A 20,759-nucleotide genomic window follows, 5' to 3' on the forward strand; every position below is an offset into this window, starting at 1 on the left:
CACTGTCGCCAAAATGCTATGGATGAAGATTGGGAGCCTTTGAGACGGACTACGAAAGCATGTCATCGGAATCGGCGGCGCGACGCTCGCCGCCACAACGTATCAATGTCGTCACGCTGCTGAAGCCGCGCCGCTTCGGGGATGCTCGCGGCTGGTTTACCGAGACCTATTCGGAAGCGGCAGCAGCAGCAGCAGGCATCACCGTGCGCTTCGTGCAGGACAACCAGTCCTATTCGGCACAGGCCGGCACGATACGCGGCCTGCATTTCCAGCGGCCGCCGCATGCGCAGGCCAAGCTGGTGCGCTGCCTGCGCGGCTCGGTGATGGACTATGCGGTCGACGTGCGCCGGGGCTCGCCGACCTATGGTCACTACATCGCCACCCGCCTGACGGCGGAAGGCGGCGAGCAGCTGTTCATTCCCGAGGGTTTCGCCCACGGCTTCCTGACGCTGGAGCCGGATGTCGAGGTCGCCTACAAGGTGTCGGACATCTACGCCCCGCAATGCGACGGCGGCATCGCCTGGAACGATCCGGAGATCGGCATCGACTGGCCGCTGCCGCCGGGGGCCGAGGCGATCCTGTCGGACAAGGACCGGGTTCTGCCCCAGCTGAGCGCGTTCGACAGCCCCTTCGCCTATGACGGCCAGCCCCTCCTGCCGCTCTGAGCCATGCGGGCGCGGCCTCACCGCCGTGCCCGAGGCCTCGATACGGGCCTCGACACCGGCCGCATCCTGTAGCAGGCATGGCAGCTGGCGGATCGCCCGGATTCGCCAGCCGTCAGGACACGCGACATGACCGACCCCATCTTCGTCTTCGGCGCCGGCGGCCAGGTCGGGCGCGAGTTGCTGGACCTCGCCGCGACGCGGGGCATCGCCGCGCGGGGCTTCGAGCGCAGCGCCGTCGACATCGCCGACGCCGACGCGCTGCGGCGCCTGCTGGCGACGGGCCCGGCCTCGCTGCTGGTCAATGCCGCCGCCTACACCAAGGTCGACAAGGCGGAAACCGAGCCGGAGGCCGCCCGGCGCGACAATGCCGCGGGCCCGGCGGCGCTCGCCGCCGCGGCGGAAGAAGCCGGCATCCCGCTACTGCACCTCTCCACCGACTATGTGTTCGACGGCACCAAGACCGGCGCCTATGTGGAAAGCGACCCGGTGGCGCCGCTCGGCGTCTACGGTCGCACCAAGCTGGAGGGCGAGGAGGCGATCCGCCGGGCCGCCGAGCGCCACATCATCCTGCGCACCGCCTGGGTCTATGGCCGGCACGGCAACAACTTCCTCAAGACCATGCTGCGGCTCGCCGCCGAGCGCGACGAGCTGCGCGTGGTCGCCGACCAGACCGGCAACCCGACCGCGACGCGCGACCTCGCCGAGGCGATCCTTACCGTCACCGCCCGCGTGGCGGCCGGAACCGCCCCATGGGGCACCTATCATTTCGCCGGCACCGGCACGACGAGCTGGCACGGCTTCGCCGACGCCATCGTGAGCGCCGCCGCGCCGCTGACCGGGCGACATCCGCGCGTCGTGGCCATCGGCACCGCCGACTATCCGACGCCGGCGCGGCGACCGGCCAATTCGCAGCTCGATTCCGGTGCCTTCGCGCAGGATTTCGGCTATCGCGCGCAGGAGTGGCGCAGCAGGGTCGCGGAAATCGTTCCGGCTCTCGCCGGAAGCACGGCGGGCCGCTGAGCGGCGAACGAAGAATGGGGCGGAGCGCGCCGTCCGCGAGGCCGAGGCCACGCGGCGGTGACGCGGGAGGATAGAGGACGGCATGAAGGGCATCATTCTGGCAGGCGGCTCCGGCACGCGGCTGCATCCGATGACGCTGGTCGTCAGCAAGCAGCTGATGCCGGTCTACGACAAGCCGATGATTTACTACCCGCTATCGACGCTGCTGCTCGCCGGCTGCCGCGACATCCTCGTCATCTCGACGCCCAGCGACACCCCGCTGTTCCAGCGCCTGCTCGGCGACGGCACGCAATGGGGCATCAAGATCAGCTATGCCGTGCAGCCCTCGCCGGACGGCCTCGCCCAGGCCTATGTGATCGGCGCCGACTTCATCGACGGCCAGCCGTCCTGGCTGATCCTCGGCGACAACATCTTCTACGGCCACGCTTTGCCGCGCCTTTTGACCTCGGCCAGCGAGTTCTCCCACGGCGCCACCGTGTTCGCCTACCACGTGGTGGACCCGGAGCGGTACGGCGTCGTCGAATTCGACAGGAATTTCAACGCCCTCTCCATCGAGGAGAAGCCGGAGGAGCCGAAGTCGAACTGGGCGGTGACCGGGCTCTATTACTACGACGCCTCGGTGGTGGAGATCGCCGCCGGGCTGAAGCCCTCGGCGCGCGGCGAACTGGAGATCACCGACGTCAACCGCGCCTATCTCGAGCGCGGCGACCTGCGCGTCTCCAAGATGGGCCGCGGCTATGCCTGGCTCGACACCGGCACGCCGGACAGCCTGCTCGAGGCCGGCGAGTTCGTGCGCACGCTGGAAAAGCGGCAGGGCTTCAAGATCGCCTCGCCGGAGGAGATCGCCTTCCGCCGCGGCCTGATCGACGTGGCGCAGCTGGAGCGGCTCGCCACGCGGATCGGCAAGAGCTCCTATGGCGGCTATCTGCGCCGGGTGCTGCAGGAAGCCGCCCGCAACGGCTGAGACCGGCGCCGGCGCGACCGTCCCAGAGCGTTTTCGAGCGAAGCGGAATCCGGTTCGCGTGAAGAAAACGTGTCCAAACAAGGCCCTAGAGCACTTCCGGTGAACCGGAGTTCACCGGAAGTGCTCTAGACGGTCGCCTCGGTGTAGTAGGTGCGGAACCAGCTGACGAAGGCGGCAATGCCCTCGTTGAGCGGCGTCGAGGGCCGGTAGCCGGTGATCGCCTGCAGCAGCCGGTGATCGGCGAAGGTCTCGGTGACGTCGCCCGGCTGCATGGGCAGGAACTTCTTGCGCGCCGGCTTGCCGACCGCGCGCTCGATCTCCTCGACGAAATTCAACAGCTCCACCGGCGTGCCGCCGGCGATGTTCACCACCCGCCACGGCGCCACCGCCGACAGCGTGTCGACGGCGTCCGGCACATGCACCGGCTCGCCGACCACCGGCGGGCGATCCATCAGCCGCATCACCGCTTCCACCAGGTCGTCGATATAGGTGAAGTCGCGGCGCATCGCGCCCCGGCCGTAGATCTCGATCGGCTCGCCGCGCTCGATGGCGCGGACGAACTTGAACAGCGCCATGTCCGGCCGCCCCCACGGGCCGTAGCCGGTGAAGAAGCGGAAGCAGGTGGTGGGCAGGTTCCACAGATGCGCATAGGAATGCGACATCACCTCCATGCCCTTCTTGGTCGCGGCATAGAGGCTGAGCGGCGCGTCGGTCGAGGCGACCTCGGGGAACGGCACGTCGAAATTGTCGCCATAGACCGAACTGGTCGAGGCGAGCAGGAAATGCGACGGCCGCGTCCGCCGCGCGACCTCGAGCACGTTGAACGAGCCGACGAGGTTGGATTCGACATAGGCGCGCGGCGCCTCGATCGAATAGCGCACCCCGGCCTGGGCGGCGAGGTGGATGATGATGTCTGGCGCCGCCAGATCGGCCGCCCGGTCGAGGGCATCCATGTCCTCGAGGCGGGCGACGACCGGCGTGAAGCGGTTCGACTTGCCGAGAATGGCATGACGGGCGTCCTTGAGACGCCTGTCATAGTAGTCGGTCATGGCATCGAAACCGATGACGGTATGACCTTCGTCGATCAGCCGCCGGGCGAGGTGGAACCCCACGAACCCGGCGGAACCCGTCATCAGTATGCGCATGTATCAGATGGCTTCCGAGCCCGGCCGGCCGATGGAGCTGTACTGGAAGCCGTGCCGGGTGATTTCTTCCGGGTTGTACACGTTGCGCAGATCCACCAGGATCGGCTCGGCGACAATACTCTTGAGCCGCCCGAAATCAAGCGCGCGGAACTGGTCCCACTCCGTCACGATGACGATGCTGGACGCGCCCTCGGACGCTTCGTAGGGATCCGCGCAATAGGTGATGCCCGACGGCATGACCAGCTTGGCCTGCTCGGTGCCCACCGGGTCGTAGGCCTTGACCACCGCGCCGGCATCGAGCAGCGCCTGCACGATGGAAATGGCGGGCGCCTCGCGCATGTCGTCGGTGTTGGGCTTGAAGGTGAGGCCGAGCACCGCCACCGTCTTGCCGCGCAGGCTGCCACCGACCGCCTTCTCGACCTTGCGGGCCATGGAGCGCTTGCGCTGGTCGTTGACCGCCACCGTGGTCTCGATCAGCCGGATCGGGCTGTCATTGTCCTGGGCGATCTTGACGAGGGCGAGCGTGTCCTTCGGGAAGCAGGAGCCGCCATAGCCGGGACCGGCATGCAGGAACTTCGAGCCGATGCGCCCGTCCATGCCGATGCCGCGCGACACCTGCTGCACGTCGGCGCCGACCTTCTCGCAGAGGTCGGCGACTTCGTTGATGAAGGTGATCTTCATCGCCAGGAAGGCGTTGGCGGCGTATTTGATCAGCTCGGCGGTGCGGGTGTCGGTGAACAGCAGCGGCGAGGCGTTGAGATAGAGCGGGCGGTAGACCTCGGTCATCACCGCGCGGGCGCGCTCGTCATTGATGCCGACCACGATGCGGTCCGGCTTCTTGAAGTCGGAGATCGCCGCGCCTTCGCGCAGGAATTCCGGGTTCGAGGCGACGGCGACGTCGGCGTCCGGGTTGGTCTCGCGGATGATGCGCGCCACCTCGTCGGCGGTGCCCACCGGCACGGTCGACTTGTCGACCACCACCGCGAAGCCCTTCACCGCCTGGGCGATCTCGCGGGCGACCGCATAGACATATTGCAGATCGGCGTGGCCGTCGCCACGACGGGACGGCGTGCCGACCGCGATGAAGATCGCCTCGGCGCCCTCGATGCCCTCGGGCAGCGAAGTGGTGAAGGAGAGCCGGTTCTGCTTCACATTGGAGGACACCAGATCATCGAGCCCGGGCTCGTAAATCGGGATGATATTCTGCTTCAGCGCCTCGATGCGCTTGGGGTCCTTGTCGATACAGACGACCTGGTGACCGAAATCGGCGAAACACGCGCCGGAAACCAAACCAACATAACCCGATCCGACTACTGCAATCTTCATAAATCCAGTTCCTGTGGGCTGTTTATGGCAACCAAATCTCTGCAAATTCCGAACAAATGTTCTCGGCCGGAATACAATGGCTCAACCAAAAAATTCCGTATCCTCGACACGTCTGGAATACCGTAACAGTCCCACGCCCGTCAAACATCGGCAGGCGGGACACCCTGTCGGGGCCTTCGGACCGGCGGGCGGCATCCAAACCCGCTATCCAGTTAAGATTACAGGCGAATGACCATCCGAGACGCCGGCTCGCTACCGGCGTGCGCCGGCCTCGCCGGTGCCGGGCGGCCGGTCGCGCAAATTTCGTGCATTCGGGGTGGAATAACCGCAGCAACGACTCCGTATATTGATCATGATGCGGAAAAGCTCGACCTTCGACGTGCTCGGCCAGCTCGCGGCGCTCCGGCGCTATGCGCGGGCGCTGACGCGCGACGAGGCCGACGCCGAAGACCTGGTGCAGGACGCGCTGCTGCGCGCCTATGAGAATCGCGCCGGCTTCGACCCGGAACGCGGCGACGCCGCGCAGGGATTGCGCGGCTGGCTGTTCGCCGTCCTGCACAATGTGTTCGTCGACCGCCGGCGTGCCCGTCGCGCCGAGGCGGAGCGCGAGCGCCGCCTCGCCGAGATCGCCCCGGTGTCCGGCGAGCCGGCACAGGAACACCATATGCGGCTCGCACAGATCCGCGACGCCTTCATGGGCCTGCCCGAGGAGCAGCGCGCCGCGCTGCATCTCGTGGCGATAGAAGGCCTCGGCTATGCGGAGGCCGCCGCGGCGCTGGGCATTCCCCAGGGCACGCTGATGTCGCGCCTGTCCCGCGCCCGCGGCGCCCTGCGCGCCATCGAGGACGGTGGGGTGGCGACCCGCCCGCAGCTCAAGATCGTAGGAGGCTCGGATGAACCGTCCCGTTGATCCCGTGTCCGACGACGACCTCTCCGCCTATGTCGACGACCAGCTCGACGTCGCCCGGCGCATCGATGTCGAGGCCTATCTCAGCGAACGGCCGGAAGCCGCCTCGCGGGTGATGGCCGATCTGCGCATCCGCGACGAGCTGCGGCTCGCCCTCGCCGACACGCCGCGCTCGGTGATGAACGCCCCGGCCCGGGTCGCCACCGTCGAGGCGGCGCGCCGGCTGGAGCGGGCGCTCGGCCGGGTGCGGGTGTGGCGGCAGCTGCGAGTCGCGGCGGCGGTGGCGCTGCTGGTCGGCGCCGGCTGGTTCGCCCATGCCCGCCTCGGCCCGCTCGGGGTCAGCGAGGTGGTGGCCTCCGATCTCGCCCCCGCCTATGTCGATGCCGCCGTGATGGCGCATCGCACCGCGCATCTGCGCGCCGCGATGCCCTCGCAGGCCGGCTCGGGCGCCTATGACCCGGCCGACATCCGCGCCGCCACCGCCATCGTCATGCCGGAGCTGCCCAAGGGCTGGTCGGTGACCGACGTGCAGGTGTTCCCCTCCAGCTTCGGGCCCAGCGTCGAGCTGGCGCTGGAGGCGGAAGGCCTCGGCAAGGCGTCGCTGTTCGCGGTACGGCCGGGCAGCTTCGACGTGGTGCCGGCGACGGTGGCGATGAAGGACACGTTCAACGCCGCCTACTGGCAGGTCGGCGAGGTCGCCTATGCGCTGGTGGCCGAGACCGACGCCAGGCAGCTCGACCAGGTCGCATCCCGGCTGGCCCGGTCGCTCTACTGAGTTTTCGAGATACCGCTTCTTCAAGGAGAAAGCAGATGAACCCGCCGAATTCCGGCTTCCAATGGGGCGCCAGCGCCCGCAGCGTCGACCAGGCTGTCTATGACGAGGGCCTGCGCCGCCACATGCTGCGCATCTATAACTACATGGCGCTCGGCCTCGTGCTGACCGGCACTGTGGCCTTCATCGTCGGCACCACGCCGGCGCTCTATGTGCCGATCTTCTCCACCCCGCTGAAATGGGTGGTGATGCTGGCTCCGCTCGCCTTCGTGCTGTTTTTCTCGTTCCGCATGCAGACGATGTCGGCCTCAGGCGCGCAGACCATGTTCTGGGCGTTCTGCGGCGTGATGGGCCTGTCGATGGCCTCGATCTTCCTGGTGTTCACCGGCACCTCGATCGCCCGCACCTTCTTCATCGCCGCCACCATGTTCGGCGCGACGAGCCTGTACGGCTACACGACCAAGCGCGACCTGTCGCAGTTCGGCTCGTTCCTGATCATGGGCCTGATCGGCGTGGTGATCGCCAGCCTGGTCAACATCTTCCTCGGCTCGACCATGCTGCAGTTCATCGTCTCGGTGGTCGGCATCCTGGTGTTCGTCGGCCTGACCGCCTGGGACACCCAGTCGATCAAGGAGCAGTACGCCGACAATTTCGACGCGGAATCGCAGCAGAAGCTGGCGGTGTTCGGCGCGTTCTCGCTCTACCTGAACTTCGTCAACATCTTCCAGCTGCTGCTCAACCTCACCGGCGAGCGCGAGTGATCGTCACGGCCGGGTCCGTTCGCGCCGAACACCGGATCGACAAGAACGTGATCTAGCTTCGGGAGGCCGGGCATCGTTCGGGCGGGAAAGCCATCGCGCTCCGCCACGGGCATGCTCGCGCCACTCGGACGAGGAGATGAGAGATGAACGAGCAGGATCGCCAGACCATCCAGGGATTGTTCGCCCGCCTCGCCGAGGTGGAGCGCAACGCGGCGCCGCGCGACGCCGGCGCGGAAGGCTTCATCGGGCAGGAGATCGCCCGCCAGCCGGGTGCGCCCTACTACATGGCGCAGACCATCGTGATGCAGGACTACGCGATGCAACAGGCGCAGAGCCGCATCGCCGAGCTGGAGCAGCGCAATGCCGAGCTGGAGGAGGCGCAGGCCTCCCGTCCGGCCTCCGGCGGCGGCTTCCTCGGCGGACTATTCGGCTCCTCGCAGGCCCCCGCCCCGCGCGGCGGCTCGGTGCCCTCGGTGCCGCGCAGCCCGGCGAACACGCAGCAGCCGCCCTACGGCTCCCAGCCCTATGGCGCACCGCAGGCACCGGCCGGCTCGCCCTGGGGCGGGCAGCAGGGTATGGGGCAGCAGGGCATACCTCCGCAGGGCATGGCGCCCGGCGCGATGGGACGCGGCGGCTTCGGCGGCGGCGGCTTCCTGGCCGGCGCGGCGCAGACCGCGATGGGCGTCGCCGGCGGCGTGCTGCTCGGCAACGCCATCGCCGGCATGTTCGGCGGCAACGAGGCGCATGCGGCGCCGGCCACCCCGCCGGCAGAAACCCCGGCGGCCGACACGTCAGCGGCGGACAATTCGGCGGCGGACAACGCCCCGGCCGACGATCCGAGCCCGGCCGACGATCTCGGCGCCTCCGATGGCGGCGGCTTCTTCGACGACTTCTTCGGCGGCAGCGACGAGATCTAGTCGCGCGCCCATTTCCCCCGGCGTTGGTTGCTCAAGACCAACGTTCCCTCACTGGGCCGGCTCGCGCCGGCCCTCTTTTTTTGTGGTGCCCCGCTCAGGGCGCCACCTCGTCCATTCCCATGCCCTGCGTCTGCGCGAGGTGCAGCCGGCGATAGAGGCCGTCATGCTGGACGAGTTCGTCATGCGGGCCGTCCTCGGCGATGCCCTCGGGCGTGACCACCACGATGCGGTCGGCATGGCGGATGGTGGCGAGGCGGTGGGCGATGACCAGCGTGGTGCGCCCCTGCGACAGCTCGTCGAGCGACAGCTGGATCTCCCGCTCGGTCTGGGTGTCCAGCGCCGAGGTCGCCTCGTCGAGGATCAGGATCGGCGGGTTCTTGAGGAAGATGCGGGCGATGGCGAGGCGCTGCTTCTGCCCGCCCGACAGCTTCACCCCGCGCTCGCCGACCACGGTGTCGAGCCCCTCCGGCAGGCTGGCGAGCAGCCCGTCGAGCCGGGCGCGCCGCGCTGCCTCGGCGATCTCCGCCTCCGAGGCGTCGAGCCTTCCATAGGCGATGTTCTCGCGCATGGTGCCGCCGAACAGGAAGATGTCCTGCTGCACGATGCCGATATTGCGCCGGAGCGAGGTCAGCGTCATGTCGGCGATGTCGATGCCGTCGATGGCGATGCGCCCGCCGGTCGGCTCGTAGAAGCGCGGCACCAGCGACAAAAGCGTGGTCTTGCCGGCGCCGGACGGGCCGACAAAGGCCACGGTCTCGCCGGCGCGCACCGACAGATCGATGCCGGAGAGCACCGGCCGGTCCGCGGTGTAGCCGAAGCTGACCTTCTCGAAGCGGATGTCGCCGCGGAGCGACCCAACCTCGACCGCGCCCGGCCGGTCGGCGATGTCGGGCGCGGTCGCCAGCAGTTCCTGATAGCGGCGGAAGCCGGCGATCCCCTTGGGATAGGTCTCCATCACCGCGGCGATCTTGTCGAGCGGGCGGTAGAACACCCCGACCAGCAGGAGGAAGCCGACGAAGCCGCCGATCGACAATTCGCCCTGCACCACATACCAGGCGCCGGCCAGCATGACGGCGAGTTGGACGAGGCGCATCGCCATGTAGTTCAGCGCCTGCCCCACCGCCATGACGCGGTAGGCATCGAGCTTGGTAGCGCGGTAGTTGGCGTTGTCGAGCGCGAAGAGGTCGCGCTCATGCGCCTCGTTGGCGAAGGCCTGCACCACGCGGATGCCGCCGATGTTCTCCTCCAGCCGCACGTTGAACGCCCCGACGCGGCCGAACTGCGCCTGCCAGTTCTTGGTCATGCGGCCGCCATAGCGCGCCACCAGGAACACGGTGACCGGCACGATCAGCGCGGTGAGGAAGGCGAGCGGCGGATGCACCCAGAGCATCAGCAGGAAGGCGCCGATGAAGGTCATCACCGCGATGAACATGTCCTCCGGCCCGTGATGGGCGATCTCGCCGATCTCCTCGAGGTCCTTGGTGACACGGGCGAGCAGGTGGCCGGTCTTCACATTGTCGAAGAAGCGGAAGGACAGCTTCTGCAGATGCTCGAAGGCGCGGGCGCGCATCTCGGTCTCGATGTTGATGCCGAGCACGTGCCCCCAATAGGTGACGATCGCCATCAGCCCGCTATTGACGGCGTAGATCGCCAGCAGCCCCACCGCCGCCAGCACGACGAGCTGCAGGTCGCCGCCCGGCAGCAGCCGGTCGACGAACAGCTTCATCGCGATGGGAAAGCCGAGTTCCAGCACGCCCGAGAGCACGGCACAGCCGAAATCGAGGATGAAGAGATGCAAATACGGGCGGTAATAGGAAAAAAAGGCCTTGATCATCACTCACTCCGGCGACGCCGCCGACGCATGGGTCGTCATATGCCCCCGCCGGATCGCCATTTGGCCCGTCACAGTGCCCGGCAACGGGCCTGACGCCTGACCCGCCGCCTGGCCCGCCGCCGCGACGCACGGCTTCTCTTTTTCAAGGCCGGACCGATCCTGCAAGGGGATGTCGGCGGGACGGCTCCATCGCCGCCCTGACGCGATTGTCATTCCCCATACGCAAAAACCCGCCGGGGGTCCATCGCTCCATGGGGTAGCTTGTCGCCTGCCGTTGCGGAGGTAGTCTGGCCCGACGGCCGGACGAATGGAGCAGCGGAAAGGGGGCACGGGGCATGGCGGCACACGGGGCGGGGGACCGGATGGCGAACGCGACCCTGCCGGAGCGCGCCGTGGCGCCTCCGGCGGTCGGGCCGGCCCCAGGAACCGTCGAGCGCTTCTGGCACGCGCTGCCGCATGCCGAGGTCGCCCGCCATCTCGACGTCACCGCCGACGGCCTCACCGCCGCCGAGGCGAGCGCCCGCCTCGCCCGCCACGGCCCCAACCGCCTGCCCGAGCCGCCGCGCCGGCACCCGCTGCTGCGCTTCCTGGCGCAGTTCAACAACATGCTGATCTATTTCCTGCTGGCCGGCGCGCTAGCGGCCTCGCTGATCGGCCATGGCATCGACGCCGGGGTGATCCTGGCGGTGGTGCTGGCCAACGCCATCATCGGCTATGTGCAGGAAGGCAAGGCGGAGGAGGCGCTGCGCGCCATCCGCGAGATGATCTCCCCGCATGCCAACGTCATCCGCGACGGGCAGCGCACCAGCATCGGCGCGCATGAGCTGGTGCCCGGCGACGTCATCGTCATCGAGGCCGGCGACCGCGTGCCCGCCGATGCCCGGCTGATGCGCGCCCGTGGCATGCGCATCGACGAATCGGCGCTCACCGGCGAATCCGTCGCCGCCGAGAAGCATGAGGGCGTGGCGCCGGAGGCCGCGTCGCTGGGCGATCGTCATTCCATGGCGTTCTCCGGCACCACCGTGGCGGCCGGACAAGGCGCCGCCGTGGTGGTGGCCACCGGCACCCACACCGAGATCGGCCGCATCGGCACGCTGATGGCCGAGGTCGAGCCGATGGCGACGCCGCTGCTGCGGCAGATCGACGGCTTCGCGCGGCGCTTCACCTGGGTGGCGTTCGGCGGCGCGGCGCTGCTGTTCGTCTTCGCCGTCGCCTTCCGCAACTATGACTGGGCAGATGCGCTGATCGCCGTGGTGGCGCTGGCGGTCGGCGTGGTGCCGGAGGGGCTGCCGGCGGTGATCACCATCACGCTGGCCATCGGTGTGCGTCGCATGGCGGCGCGCAACGCGGTGATCCGCCTGTTGCCGGCGGTGGAGACGCTGGGCGCGACCTCGGTGATCTGCTCCGACAAGACCGGCACCCTCACCCGCAACGAGATGACCGCCCGCCGGCTGTTCGTACCCTCGGGCGAGATCGAGGTGGAGGGCGGCGGCTACCGGCCGGAAGGCGCCATCGGCTGGGCGACGGGCACGGATGCAGCCGAGGATGCGGTTTCGGCGGCGCTGCCGCTGGTGCGCGCCGGCCTGCTGTGCAACGACGCGCAGCTGCGGCACGAGGCCGGGCACTGGAGCGTCGAGGGCGATCCGATGGAAGGCGCGCTGGTGGCGCTGGCGGTGAAGGCCGGGCTGGACCCGGCCGCCGAGCGCGGCGCCTGGGTGCGGCGCGACGAGATCCCCTTCGACGCCGCCTACCGCTTCATGGCGACCGCGCATGAGGGACCGGGCGGCGAGACGGCGATCTTCGTCAAGGGCGCGCCGGAGGCACTGCTGCCGCTGTGTAGCGCCGATCCGGCGCGGTGGGGGGCGCATGTCGAGGCGGCGGCGGGACATGGCGAGCGCGTGCTCGGCTTCGCGGCCAAGCGCGTGGCGCAGCTGCCGGAGCGGCTCTCCTTCGACGATGTGCGGGAGGGTTTCGACTTCCTCGGCCTCGTCGGCTTCATCGACCCGCCGCGCCCGGAGGCGGTCGCCGCCATCGCGGAGTGCCGCACCGCCGGCATCGGCGTGAAGATGATCACCGGCGACCACGCCGCCACCGCGGCGGCGATCGCCCGCCAGCTCGGCATCGCCGAGAACCCGCTGGCAGTCACCGGCGCCGAGGTCGACGCGGCGGATGACGAGGAACTGGTCGGCATCGCCCGGCGCACCTCGGTGTTCGCCCGCACCAGCCCGGAGAACAAGCTGCGCATCGTGCGCGCGCTGCAATCGACCGGCGCCGTGGTGGCGATGACCGGCGACGGGGTGAACGACGCCCCCTCGCTGCGGCAGGCCGATGTCGGCATCGCCATGGGCCGCAAGGGCACGGAGGCCGCCAAGCAGGCCGCCGAGATCGTGCTGGTCGACGACAATTTCGCCTCCATCGTCGCGGCGGTGCGCGAGGGCCGCACGGTCTACGACAACATCCGCAAGATGATCGCCTGGACGCTGCCGACCAATGGCGGCGAGGTATTGTGCGTCATCGTCGCCATTCTCGCCGGGCTGACCATGCCGATGTCGCCGGCGCAGATCCTGTGGATCAACCTCGTGCTGTCGGCGACGCTCGGGCTGGCGCTGGCCTTCGAGCCGACCGAGCCGGGCATCATGAAGCGCCCGCCACGCCCGCCGGGCGCCGGGCTGCTCTCGCCCTTCATGCTGTGGCGGATCGTCTTCGTGTCGCTGCTGTTCCTCGTCGCGGTGCTCGGGCTGTTCGAATGGTCGCTGGCGCGCGGCGACGATGTCGAAATGGCACGCACCATCGTGGTCAACGCCATCGTGGTGATGGAAATCTTCTACCTGTTCAACGTACGCTACATTCGCGGCAGCTCGCTGACCCTCGTCGGCGTGGTCGGCACGAGGGCGGTGATCGCCGCGCTCGCCGCCGTGGTGGTGGCGCAGTTCGCCTTCACCTATCTGCCGCTGCTGCAGGAAATCTTCGCCACGCGTCCGGTGAGCCTGCCCGACGGCATCCTGATCGTCGGGGTCGGCGTGGCATTGATGATCGTGCTGGAAATCGAGAAGCTGGTGTTGCGCCGGCTTGGACTCTTCGCCGCCGAGAAAATCTGAGCCATGACGCCCACATTGCAACAGCCGACGACGCCCGAAGCCACCGCCACCGCGACGCCGAGCCGATTGGTGCTTGCCACCGATCTCAGCCCGCGCTGCGACCGGGCGCTCGACCGCGCCCGGCAGCTTGCCGAGCAGTGGCGGGCGCAGCTCATCGCCGTGCATGCCATCGAGCCGGCCGACACCGGCCACTGGACCTCCGGCGCGCTGCCGACCGACCCCGAGGGCTCCGCCCTGCCCGGCCTCGACGCCCTGCGAGTGCGGCGCCGGCTCGGCGAGGCCAGCGACGGCATCGAGGTGCTGGTGGCCACGGGCGAATGCGAGGTGGTGGTGAGCGGCGTGGCGCGCGCCCGCGACGCCGGGCTCGTCGTCACCGGCGTCGCCCGCGACGAGCTGCTCGGCCGGCGCACCCTCGGCCGCAGCGTCGCCGCCCTGGTGCACGAGGCCCGCCTGCCGCTGCTGATCGTGCGCGACCGGCCGCGCGGCGCCTATCTGCGCGTCGTGGTCGCCAGCGACTTCAGCGACGGCTCGGCGGCGCCGCTCGTCACCGCCGCCGCCTGGTTTCCCACCTCGCGGCTGGCGCTGCTGCACGCCTATGACCCGCCCTTCGCCGGCATGACCGCCGACCGCGCCACCTATGAGGAGGAATACCGCGCGGTGGCGGCGAAGGAGGCCGACGCCTTCCTCGCCACCACCCCGCTGACCCGCGACCGGCTGGAGGTGGTGCTGGAGCCCGGCAGCGCCCCGGCGGTGCTCACCGCGCATGTCGAGGCGCGCGACATCGACCTCGTGGTGATCGGCAGCGGCGAGAAGGGCTTCCTGCATCGGCTGCTCGCCGGCAGCACCGACACCTCCATCCTCGCCGAGGTGCCGTGCGACATTCTCGTGGTGCCGAAGGGGCCCGCGCCGGAGGCCGACGCCTGATCGGCCTTCCGTGCTGCGGCGGGGCTGGAAACCCAACGCCGTCCTGATGTTACCGACGGCGCCTTCGCAGTTGCAGCAAGTCGAAATGTAATCGTTTCAGAATTATGACAGGCTGTATTCCCAATAAATCAAAACAATGTTTGCGCAGTGGTAATATGGGCAGCCCAAAACTGCCGCCGGCAAAAGGTTCCGCCCCTCCTCGCTAATTTGTCGATTGACGCGCCGCGCAATCTGGTTTCTTTTCGCGTCCTTAATAGAGCTTCGCGCCGATCCTCGCGGGCCGAATCACTTCTTGCTCGTCTCCGATCACCCCGCATCTCGACGATCGCGGGTTGTCGGTATGCGGGCGATTCAAGGCCTACAGGACGCACGAAGCGGCGATATCGCCCGTCGCGGGACAGGCGAGCATGCAAGGAGGATCGCCGATATGTCGACCGTACCCCCGAACACTCCCACCCCCCACCTTCCGACCCCCTACACGCTGTATTTCACCGGCTCCTATGCCGACGACCCGTTGCAACCGATGAAGCGCCTGCGGTTTTCCACGATTCCCGATGCCGTCGACCGGGCGCTGGAAATGAAGCGGGAGGGCAAGCTGAAGCCGGTGGAGGTCCGCGACGACCAGGGCCGGCTCGTCACCTGCGAACTGATCGGCTGGCGCTTCTCGCCGCTGACCACGCGTACTCCGGCGCTGGAGCGCACCGAGCCGCGCTCGCGCTTCCTCGCCTGAGTCTCGGCGCTCGAACCACGCCATCGCGGCCGGCGGGCATCAGGCCTGCCGGCCCGGGATCCGGGCGGCGCCTGCCGGCTTCGCCGCCACCTTCCGCCGCCCCGGCGATTTGCGAACCACTTCCTTTTCCGTCGCGTCCTTGCCCGCTGTGTCTCCCCCGGCAGCGGCGCTGCCCTCATCCTTCGCCGCGCGGCTGCGACAGGCCCGCTGCTCGAATTCGGCCCGGATGCGCTCCAGCTCCTCCTCGTCCAGTTCCTCGAGGTCCATCAGCTTCTCACGCGGCCCCTCGAGGCGGGAAATCAGCTCGTCGAGCTTGATATGCAGCGCCGTGGTGTCGCGGTTCTGGCTGTTCTGGATCACGAACACCATCAGGAACGTGATGATCGTGGTCGATGTGTTGATGATCAGCTGCCAGGTGTCGTTGAAGCCGACGAACGGCCCGGTCACGGCCCACAGCACGATGATCCCCACCGCGACGATGAAGGTCGCCGGCTGGCCGGTCCAGTGCGCGACCTTCTGGGCGAAGCGGGTGAAGGCCGAGCGCTTGGGCTTGTCCAGCCCGGACCTGGTTGGTTCAGGCGCTTTGGGGTGAGAAACGGCCGACATTTTCGCAAGCATGGACGGCTGGCCTCCGGCATCGGCGGCGAGCGGCCGCCTCACGGCGGGACAATGTATGGCGGCACGTCACGGTTCCGTGCGGGCCTCCCCTCCGACGTCAACCGCACATCGGCGATCACCGGCAGGTGATCGGAGGCCCGCGCCGCCTCCGGATCGGTGAAGCAGGTCAGCACCGCCAGTCCGTCATTGCAGTAGAGCCGGTCGAGCCGCAGCGTCGGCCGGCGGGCGGGGAAGGTGCGCAAGCGGCTGCGCCAGCCGAACACCGCCGCCAGCCGCCGGCGCACCGCGCCGAACGACGCCCAGTCGTTGAAGTCGCCGAGCATCAGCGTCGGCTCCTCACCGCGGCGCGCCCCCAGCCGCGCCAGCGCCCGCACCTGCCCGAGCCGCTCGCCCATGGCGAGGCCGAGATGCACCGCCACCACGTTGAGCACGCCGAAATCGGTGGCGATGCGCGCCGAAATGGCGAAGCGCGGCTCGCGCCTGCGCACCGAGAGGTCGTGCAGTTCCACCCCGGCGGTCTCCCAGCGGCTGAACAGCGCGTGGCCGTAATGCCCGTCCGGCGCGACGATGGTGCGGGCTTCGGCGAAATACCCCGCGCGCAGGCCGCGCAGCGGGGCGAGGCAATCGACGTCGCGCCCGCGGGTGTCGATCTCCTGCAAGGCGACGATATCCGGCTTGTGGCGGGCGATCAGCGCGGCGATGCGTTCGAGATCGAAGCGCCGGTCCGGACCGATACCGCCATGGATGTTCCAGCTCATCAGCCGGATGACGTCGTGCATAACTCCCGCCGTCCGGTCAGCCGGCCGGCCGCAGGCGGTTCACCAGCAGCTGGAAGCTGAGCGACAGCACGATCCACAGCGCGAGGAAGCCGACCAGCAGCGCGACCGCCCCCACCGATGGGGCGACGAGGATGTCGACCACCTGCCGGCCGAGCGCCGTCATCACGATCAGCCCCGGCATCAGGCCGAGCACGGTGCCGGCGAGATAGTCCGTGAAGGGAATGCCGACCGCGCCGGCCACCAGATTGACGAAGCTGAACGGCGCCGCCGGCACCAGCCGCACCGTGGTCACCGCCAGCACGCCCCGATTGGCGAGGCGGCGGCGAATGCGGTTGATGCGCGGGCCGATGAAGCGCCGCACCAACCGGGCGCCCAGCGTGCGGCCCACCGCATAGGTGGCGAGCGCGCTGGCCACCGCCCCGGTGCCGGCCAGCACCGCGCCGGCCCAGCCGCCATACACCGCCACCGTGGCGACGATGAGCAGCGTGACCGGGAAGGCGACGAAGCCGCCGACCACGAAGGCGACAATCACCGCCAGCGGCGCCCAGGGCGCCTCGGCGAGGCGGGAAAACGCCTGCATCAGCCGCTCCGGCTCGGCGAAGGGCGAATAGCTCCAGGCCAGCGCGAGGCCGCCGATCACCGCCAGCCCCGCCAGCACGCCGAGCACCATGCGCCAGCGGCGCGGGGTTGGCACGGCGACGCCGGATTCCTCGTAGAGCGGCTCGACCGGGTCGGCGAGCGCGTCGATCATCGGCAGCGGCAGGTCGGCGGCCTCCGGCTCATAGGGTACCGGGGCGAGACGGCGATCCGGAGAGGGGGCATCCAGCAGTTCCGCCACACCGCCTTGCGCCAGCGCGGCGCCGACCTCCTCTGGAGTGCGGCCGAGATGCTCGCCGAGCAGGCGGTTGCGCAGCCGGGCGATGCCGTCCCGCTCCGCCGCGTCGCGCGCTTCCACCGCGAGGTCGCATTCGCTGTCGAAGCCCATGGAGCGGTTGCACAGATTGGCCGAGCCGATGCGCATCAGCCGGTCGTCGACGATCAGCACCTTGGAATGCACCATCACCCGGCCGGCGGCACCCTCGGGGCCGACCTCGGGATAGACGAAGCGCAGGCGATCAGAGAGCCCGGCGTCCGCCACCATGGCCATCACCCGGTCGCGACCGACGCCCATGGCGCGATGCTCGAACCAGGAGCGGTAGCCCCGCGGCATCGCCACCACCGCCTCCAGATGCGGGCGCGCCCGCATTCGGGCGATCAGCCGCTCGGTGGTGCGCCGGCAGGTGAAGAACTGGTTCTCGATATAGATGAAGCGCTCGGCGGCCTCGATCATGTCGAAGAACAGCGCCTCGACCTCGCGCACGCTCGGCTCGCGATCATGCGCCGGCAGGGTGCGGGCGATGCCGACCGCGATGTGCTCGAAGTCCGGCTCCACCCCGTCCGGCCAGAGCGAAGGCGCGGAAGGACCATCCGGATTGCCGCGCGGCGGGACCAGCCGCTCGCAGGCGGCGCGGCGCCAGCGCTCGCGCAGCATGTCGCCGAGCGCGGCGGCCGCCGGCCCCTCGACCAGCATCTGCACATCGTGGAAGGCGCCATAGGCGGTGCCGGAGGGATCGACCCGCCGCTCGTCCGCCGGCAAATGCTCGGGCGTGTCCCAGCGCCGGCCGGTCAGGTCGAGCCCGCCGGAGAAGGCGACGCGGTCGTCGATCACCACGATCTTCTGGTGATGCGAGGCGCCGAAGGGCAGCGCGTCGTCGAGGCAGATCTCGATCTGCGGCGGGGTGTTCCACAGGAAGGAATAGAGCGGCATTAGCTCCCGCTCGAAGGCGAAGACCATGGAATAGTCCCATAACAGCAGGCGGATGCGCAGCTGCGGCCGGCGCGTCACCAGCGCGGTGAGGAAGTCCGCTAGCGTCTCGGGCAGACCATCCTCGGCGCGCCCGCTCGACCCCACCAGCCGCATCCGGCTGTCAAGGTCCCAGCCGGCGATGAGCACGCTGTCCTGCGCGTGAAGGAGCGCCGCACGCAGCGCGCCGAAATAGGCGGCGCCGTCGACCAGCATCGCCGCCCGCGCCGCGCTCTCGACGCGCCAGACATTCTCGCCCTCGCGCAGCAGCGGCGCCGGGGGCGCCTCGCTTCGGGGCGCGAGCGAAAAATCCTGGACGCAGTCGAGCATGGCAGACGGCCCCTCCATCGGTGGATGAGTTGCGGATGATCGCCTGCGTCAACGGTCGCGGCGGCGACCGGTTCCGCCCGGCCGGCGGTTGGCGACGCCCTCGCCAGAGCCGGCCGGCGCTGCTACAGCGCAGGAGAGATGACCGCGACGCTCGACATAGGCTGCGATCCCCCCTGGCTGGTGCTGCGCCTGCCGGGGCCGCACCGCATGGTGAGCTGGTCACTCAACCGGCCGGGGCTGGTGGACGCCGCTCTCGTCGCCTGGCGACAGGTGGGACGGGACGAGCTGACCGCCGATCTCGATCCGGCGGCGTGGTTCGCCGATGCGCTCGACGCCGCAAAGCTCCACGGCGCGGTCGGCCTGCTCACCGCCCGCGACGTCGCCTCCTATGTCCGTTGCGGCGCGGAGGTGGACGGCGCGCGGGCCGAATGCGTGGTGACCGCCGGGCTGAACAATGGAGAGCGGGTCGGCACCCGGCATCCGGCGGCGCCGGCACTGGTCGGCACCGTCAACATCTTCTGCCGCGCCTCGGTGCCACTGACCGACGCGGCGCTGCTGGAGGCCGCCTCGCTGGTGGCGCAGGCGCGCACCGTGGCGATCCTCGAGGCCGGCTATCGCCGTCCCGGCGGCCGGCAGGCGGTCACCGGCACCGGCACCGACTGCATCGTCATGGCGGCACCGCTCGATGGCGTGCCGCAGGCCTATGCCGGCATGCACACCGCCATCGGCGAGGCGATCGGCGCCTGCGTCGAGGAAGCGACCCGCCTCGCCGTCGCCGACTGGATCGCCGCGCGCGGCTGATCAGGCGGCGGCCAGCAGCTCCGTGAGCGCGTCGGCCAGCCGGTCGGCATGCTCTATGCCAACGCAGAGCGGCGGGCGGATCTTCAAGACATTGCCGAACTGGCCGGCAGCGCCGATCAGGATGCCCTTCTGCTTCAGCCCGTTGATCAGCGCCTTGGCGATGTCCGCGCGCGGCCCGCTCTCGTCGCCGAAGGCGACGCCGAGATAGAGCCCGGCCCCGCGCACCGCGGTGATCGGCGTCTTGCCCATCAGATGCGTCAGCCGCGCCTTGAGGTGGCGGCCGACGCGGTCGGCATTGGCGATCAGCCCGTCCTCCTCGATGGCCTCCAGCACCGCGAGCGCGGCGGCGGCGGCCACTGGGCTGGCGGCGAAGGTGTTGAAATAGCCAAAATCGGCGCAGAAATCGGCGAGCAGCTGCGGCCGCGTCACCAGCCCCGCCACCGGGTAGCCATTGCCCATCGGCTTGCCCATGGTGACGATGTCCGGCTCGACGCCGTGACGGGAAAAGCCCCACATGCCCGCCCCGGTGCGCCCGAAGCCGGGCTGCACCTCGTCGGCGATGAACAGGCCGCCCGCCTTGCGCGTCACCTCGACGGCCTCCTTGAGGAAGCCGGACGGATCGGCGAACACGCCGTCGGAGGAGAAGATCGTATCGACCAGCAGGCCGGCGAAGCGGATGCCGTCCGCCTCCATGGCGGCGATGGCACCGGCCACCGCCTCGGCGAAGCCACGCCCGACATCGTTGCCGAACACCGCCGGATCGGGCGGCGGCACCATGCGTACATGCGGCGGCGGCGTGCCGTTGCGATAGGAGGAGGGCGAGACCTCGGTCACCGCCGACGTGTTGCCGTGATAAGCGGTCTGCGTCACCACGAAGCCGGCACCGCCGGTCGCCCGCCGGGCGATGCGCAGCGCGAGGTCGTTGCTCTCGCTCCCCGTGCAGGTGAGCACCAGGTTCGACAGCGCTTGCGGAAAGGTGGCGAGCAGCTTCTCGGCATAGTCGTGCGAGACATCGAACAGGTAGCGCGAGTGGATGTTGAACTCGGCGACCTGCTTGCGCACCGCCTCCACCACCTTGGGATGGCAATGCCCGACGGTCGGCACGTTGTTGTAGAAATCGAGATAGGCCCGCCCGTCGGAAGCGTGGAGATACGGCCCCTCCGCCTTCACCACCTTCAGCGGCACGTCGTAGAACAGTACCGAACCAGCGCCGAAGGCACGCTGGCGCCGCGCGACCAGCGCCGCGATGTCCGGCGGCAGCGCCGCGCCCTCGCCGGAAAAGGCGTTGAGCGACAGGATCTGCAGTTCCGGACTCTTCTTCATCG

General features: G+C 69.3%; 18 protein-coding genes. 11 read left to right on the forward strand and 7 right to left on the reverse strand.

Annotated elements, in window-relative coordinates; translation table 11 throughout:
• The first annotated feature begins 59 nt into the window (after positions 1–59).
• The 3 genes from rfbC to rfbA all read left to right on the forward strand — a co-directional run bounded on the left by rfbC (position 60) and on the right by rfbA (position 2,649).
• On the forward strand, positions 60–665 hold the full coding sequence (rfbC, locus tag LGR54_RS14675; RefSeq protein ID WP_230362736.1) for a dTDP-4-dehydrorhamnose 3,5-epimerase: 606 nt from the start codon (positions 60–62) through the stop codon (positions 663–665).
• A gap of 126 nt (positions 666–791) precedes the next feature.
• A complete protein-coding gene (gene rfbD / locus LGR54_RS14680; protein ID WP_230362737.1) occupies positions 792–1,685 on the forward strand; it encodes a dTDP-4-dehydrorhamnose reductase in 894 nt (297 codons plus the stop codon).
• An 82-nt stretch (positions 1,686–1,767) separates the two neighbouring features.
• The gene (gene rfbA, locus LGR54_RS14685; RefSeq protein WP_230362738.1) at positions 1,768–2,649 is read left to right on the forward strand and encodes a glucose-1-phosphate thymidylyltransferase RfbA; all 882 of its coding nucleotides are present in this window, start codon (positions 1,768–1,770) and stop codon (positions 2,647–2,649) included.
• Positions 2,650–2,774: 125 nt separating this feature from the next.
• On the opposite strand, the gene LGR54_RS14690 is transcribed toward rfbA, so the two are convergent.
• Together LGR54_RS14690 and LGR54_RS14695 are read right to left on the reverse strand one after the other, a co-directional pair.
• Positions 2,775–3,794: an NAD-dependent epimerase/dehydratase family protein gene (locus tag LGR54_RS14690; RefSeq protein ID WP_230362739.1), complete on the reverse strand. Its 1,020-nt coding sequence runs from the start codon at positions 3,792–3,794 to the stop codon at positions 2,775–2,777.
• A gap of 3 nt (positions 3,795–3,797) precedes the next feature.
• Positions 3,798–5,120 (reverse strand): UDP-glucose/GDP-mannose dehydrogenase family protein, encoded by a 1,323-nt coding sequence (locus LGR54_RS14695; protein WP_230362740.1) that lies wholly within the window; start codon positions 5,118–5,120, stop codon positions 3,798–3,800.
• A 352-nt stretch (positions 5,121–5,472) separates the two neighbouring features.
• Between LGR54_RS14695 and LGR54_RS14700 the strand changes: the two genes are divergently transcribed.
• From LGR54_RS14700 to LGR54_RS14715, 4 genes are all read left to right on the forward strand, one after another.
• A complete protein-coding gene (locus LGR54_RS14700) occupies positions 5,473–6,030 on the forward strand; it encodes a sigma-70 family RNA polymerase sigma factor (RefSeq protein WP_230362741.1) in 558 nt (185 codons plus the stop codon).
• On the forward strand, positions 6,014–6,802 hold the full coding sequence (locus LGR54_RS14705; RefSeq protein ID WP_230362742.1) for an anti-sigma factor: 789 nt from the start codon (positions 6,014–6,016) through the stop codon (positions 6,800–6,802). Before LGR54_RS14700 ends, LGR54_RS14705 begins: the two co-directional genes overlap by 17 nt.
• A gap of 35 nt (positions 6,803–6,837) precedes the next feature.
• Positions 6,838–7,560, forward strand: coding sequence for a Bax inhibitor-1/YccA family protein (locus tag LGR54_RS14710; protein ID WP_230362743.1), 723 nt, complete (start codon positions 6,838–6,840; stop codon positions 7,558–7,560).
• 143 nt (positions 7,561–7,703) lie between these two features.
• Entirely contained in the window at positions 7,704–8,477 is a 774-nt protein-coding gene (locus LGR54_RS14715) for a DUF2076 domain-containing protein (protein ID WP_230362744.1), read from the forward strand.
• A gap of 94 nt (positions 8,478–8,571) precedes the next feature.
• Here LGR54_RS14715 and LGR54_RS14720 read toward each other — a convergent pair whose 3' ends face one another.
• Positions 8,572–10,311, reverse strand: coding sequence for an ABC transporter ATP-binding protein (locus LGR54_RS14720; protein WP_230362745.1), 1,740 nt, complete (start codon positions 10,309–10,311; stop codon positions 8,572–8,574).
• A gap of 362 nt (positions 10,312–10,673) precedes the next feature.
• On the opposite strand from LGR54_RS14720, the gene LGR54_RS14725 reads away from it, so the two are divergent.
• From LGR54_RS14725 to LGR54_RS14735, 3 genes are all read left to right on the forward strand, one after another.
• Positions 10,674–13,409, forward strand: a complete 2,736-nt coding sequence (locus LGR54_RS14725; protein WP_230362746.1) for an HAD-IC family P-type ATPase — start codon at positions 10,674–10,676, stop codon at positions 13,407–13,409.
• A 3-nt stretch (positions 13,410–13,412) separates the two neighbouring features.
• A complete protein-coding gene (locus LGR54_RS14730) occupies positions 13,413–14,333 on the forward strand; it encodes a universal stress protein (protein WP_230362747.1) in 921 nt (306 codons plus the stop codon).
• Between the two features lie 427 nt (positions 14,334–14,760).
• Positions 14,761–15,063 carry a hypothetical protein gene (locus LGR54_RS14735; RefSeq protein ID WP_230362748.1) on the forward strand — a complete coding sequence of 101 codons (303 nt, stop codon included), beginning with the start codon at positions 14,761–14,763 and terminating at the stop codon, positions 15,061–15,063.
• Between the two features lie 39 nt (positions 15,064–15,102).
• Here LGR54_RS14735 and LGR54_RS14740 read toward each other — a convergent pair whose 3' ends face one another.
• Genes LGR54_RS14740 through LGR54_RS14750 form a run of 3 tightly spaced genes read right to left on the reverse strand, consistent with a single transcriptional unit; the run spans position 15,103 to position 18,633 of the window.
• Entirely contained in the window at positions 15,103–15,681 is a 579-nt protein-coding gene (locus LGR54_RS14740) for a low affinity iron permease family protein (protein ID WP_230362749.1), read from the reverse strand.
• A 38-nt stretch (positions 15,682–15,719) separates the two neighbouring features.
• Positions 15,720–16,460 carry an endonuclease/exonuclease/phosphatase family protein gene (locus tag LGR54_RS14745; protein WP_230362750.1) on the reverse strand — a complete coding sequence of 247 codons (741 nt, stop codon included), beginning with the start codon at positions 16,458–16,460 and terminating at the stop codon, positions 15,720–15,722.
• Between the two features lie 16 nt (positions 16,461–16,476).
• Positions 16,477–18,633, reverse strand: coding sequence for a VTT domain-containing protein (locus LGR54_RS14750; RefSeq protein ID WP_230362751.1), 2,157 nt, complete (start codon positions 18,631–18,633; stop codon positions 16,477–16,479).
• 138 nt (positions 18,634–18,771) lie between these two features.
• Here LGR54_RS14750 and LGR54_RS14755 point away from each other — a divergent pair, with 138 nt between their 5' ends.
• Positions 18,772–19,434 carry an adenosylcobinamide amidohydrolase gene (locus tag LGR54_RS14755; RefSeq protein WP_230362752.1) on the forward strand — a complete coding sequence of 221 codons (663 nt, stop codon included), beginning with the start codon at positions 18,772–18,774 and terminating at the stop codon, positions 19,432–19,434.
• Here the strand turns inward: LGR54_RS14755 and LGR54_RS14760 are convergent, their stop codons facing one another.
• A complete protein-coding gene (locus LGR54_RS14760) occupies positions 19,435–20,757 on the reverse strand; it encodes an aspartate aminotransferase family protein (protein ID WP_230362753.1) in 1,323 nt (440 codons plus the stop codon).
• Between the last annotated feature and the right edge of the window lie 2 nt (positions 20,758–20,759).

Source organism: Ancylobacter sp. Lp-2, from assembly GCF_020523795.1.
In the GTDB taxonomy this organism is placed as follows: domain Bacteria; phylum Pseudomonadota; class Alphaproteobacteria; order Rhizobiales; family Xanthobacteraceae; genus Ancylobacter.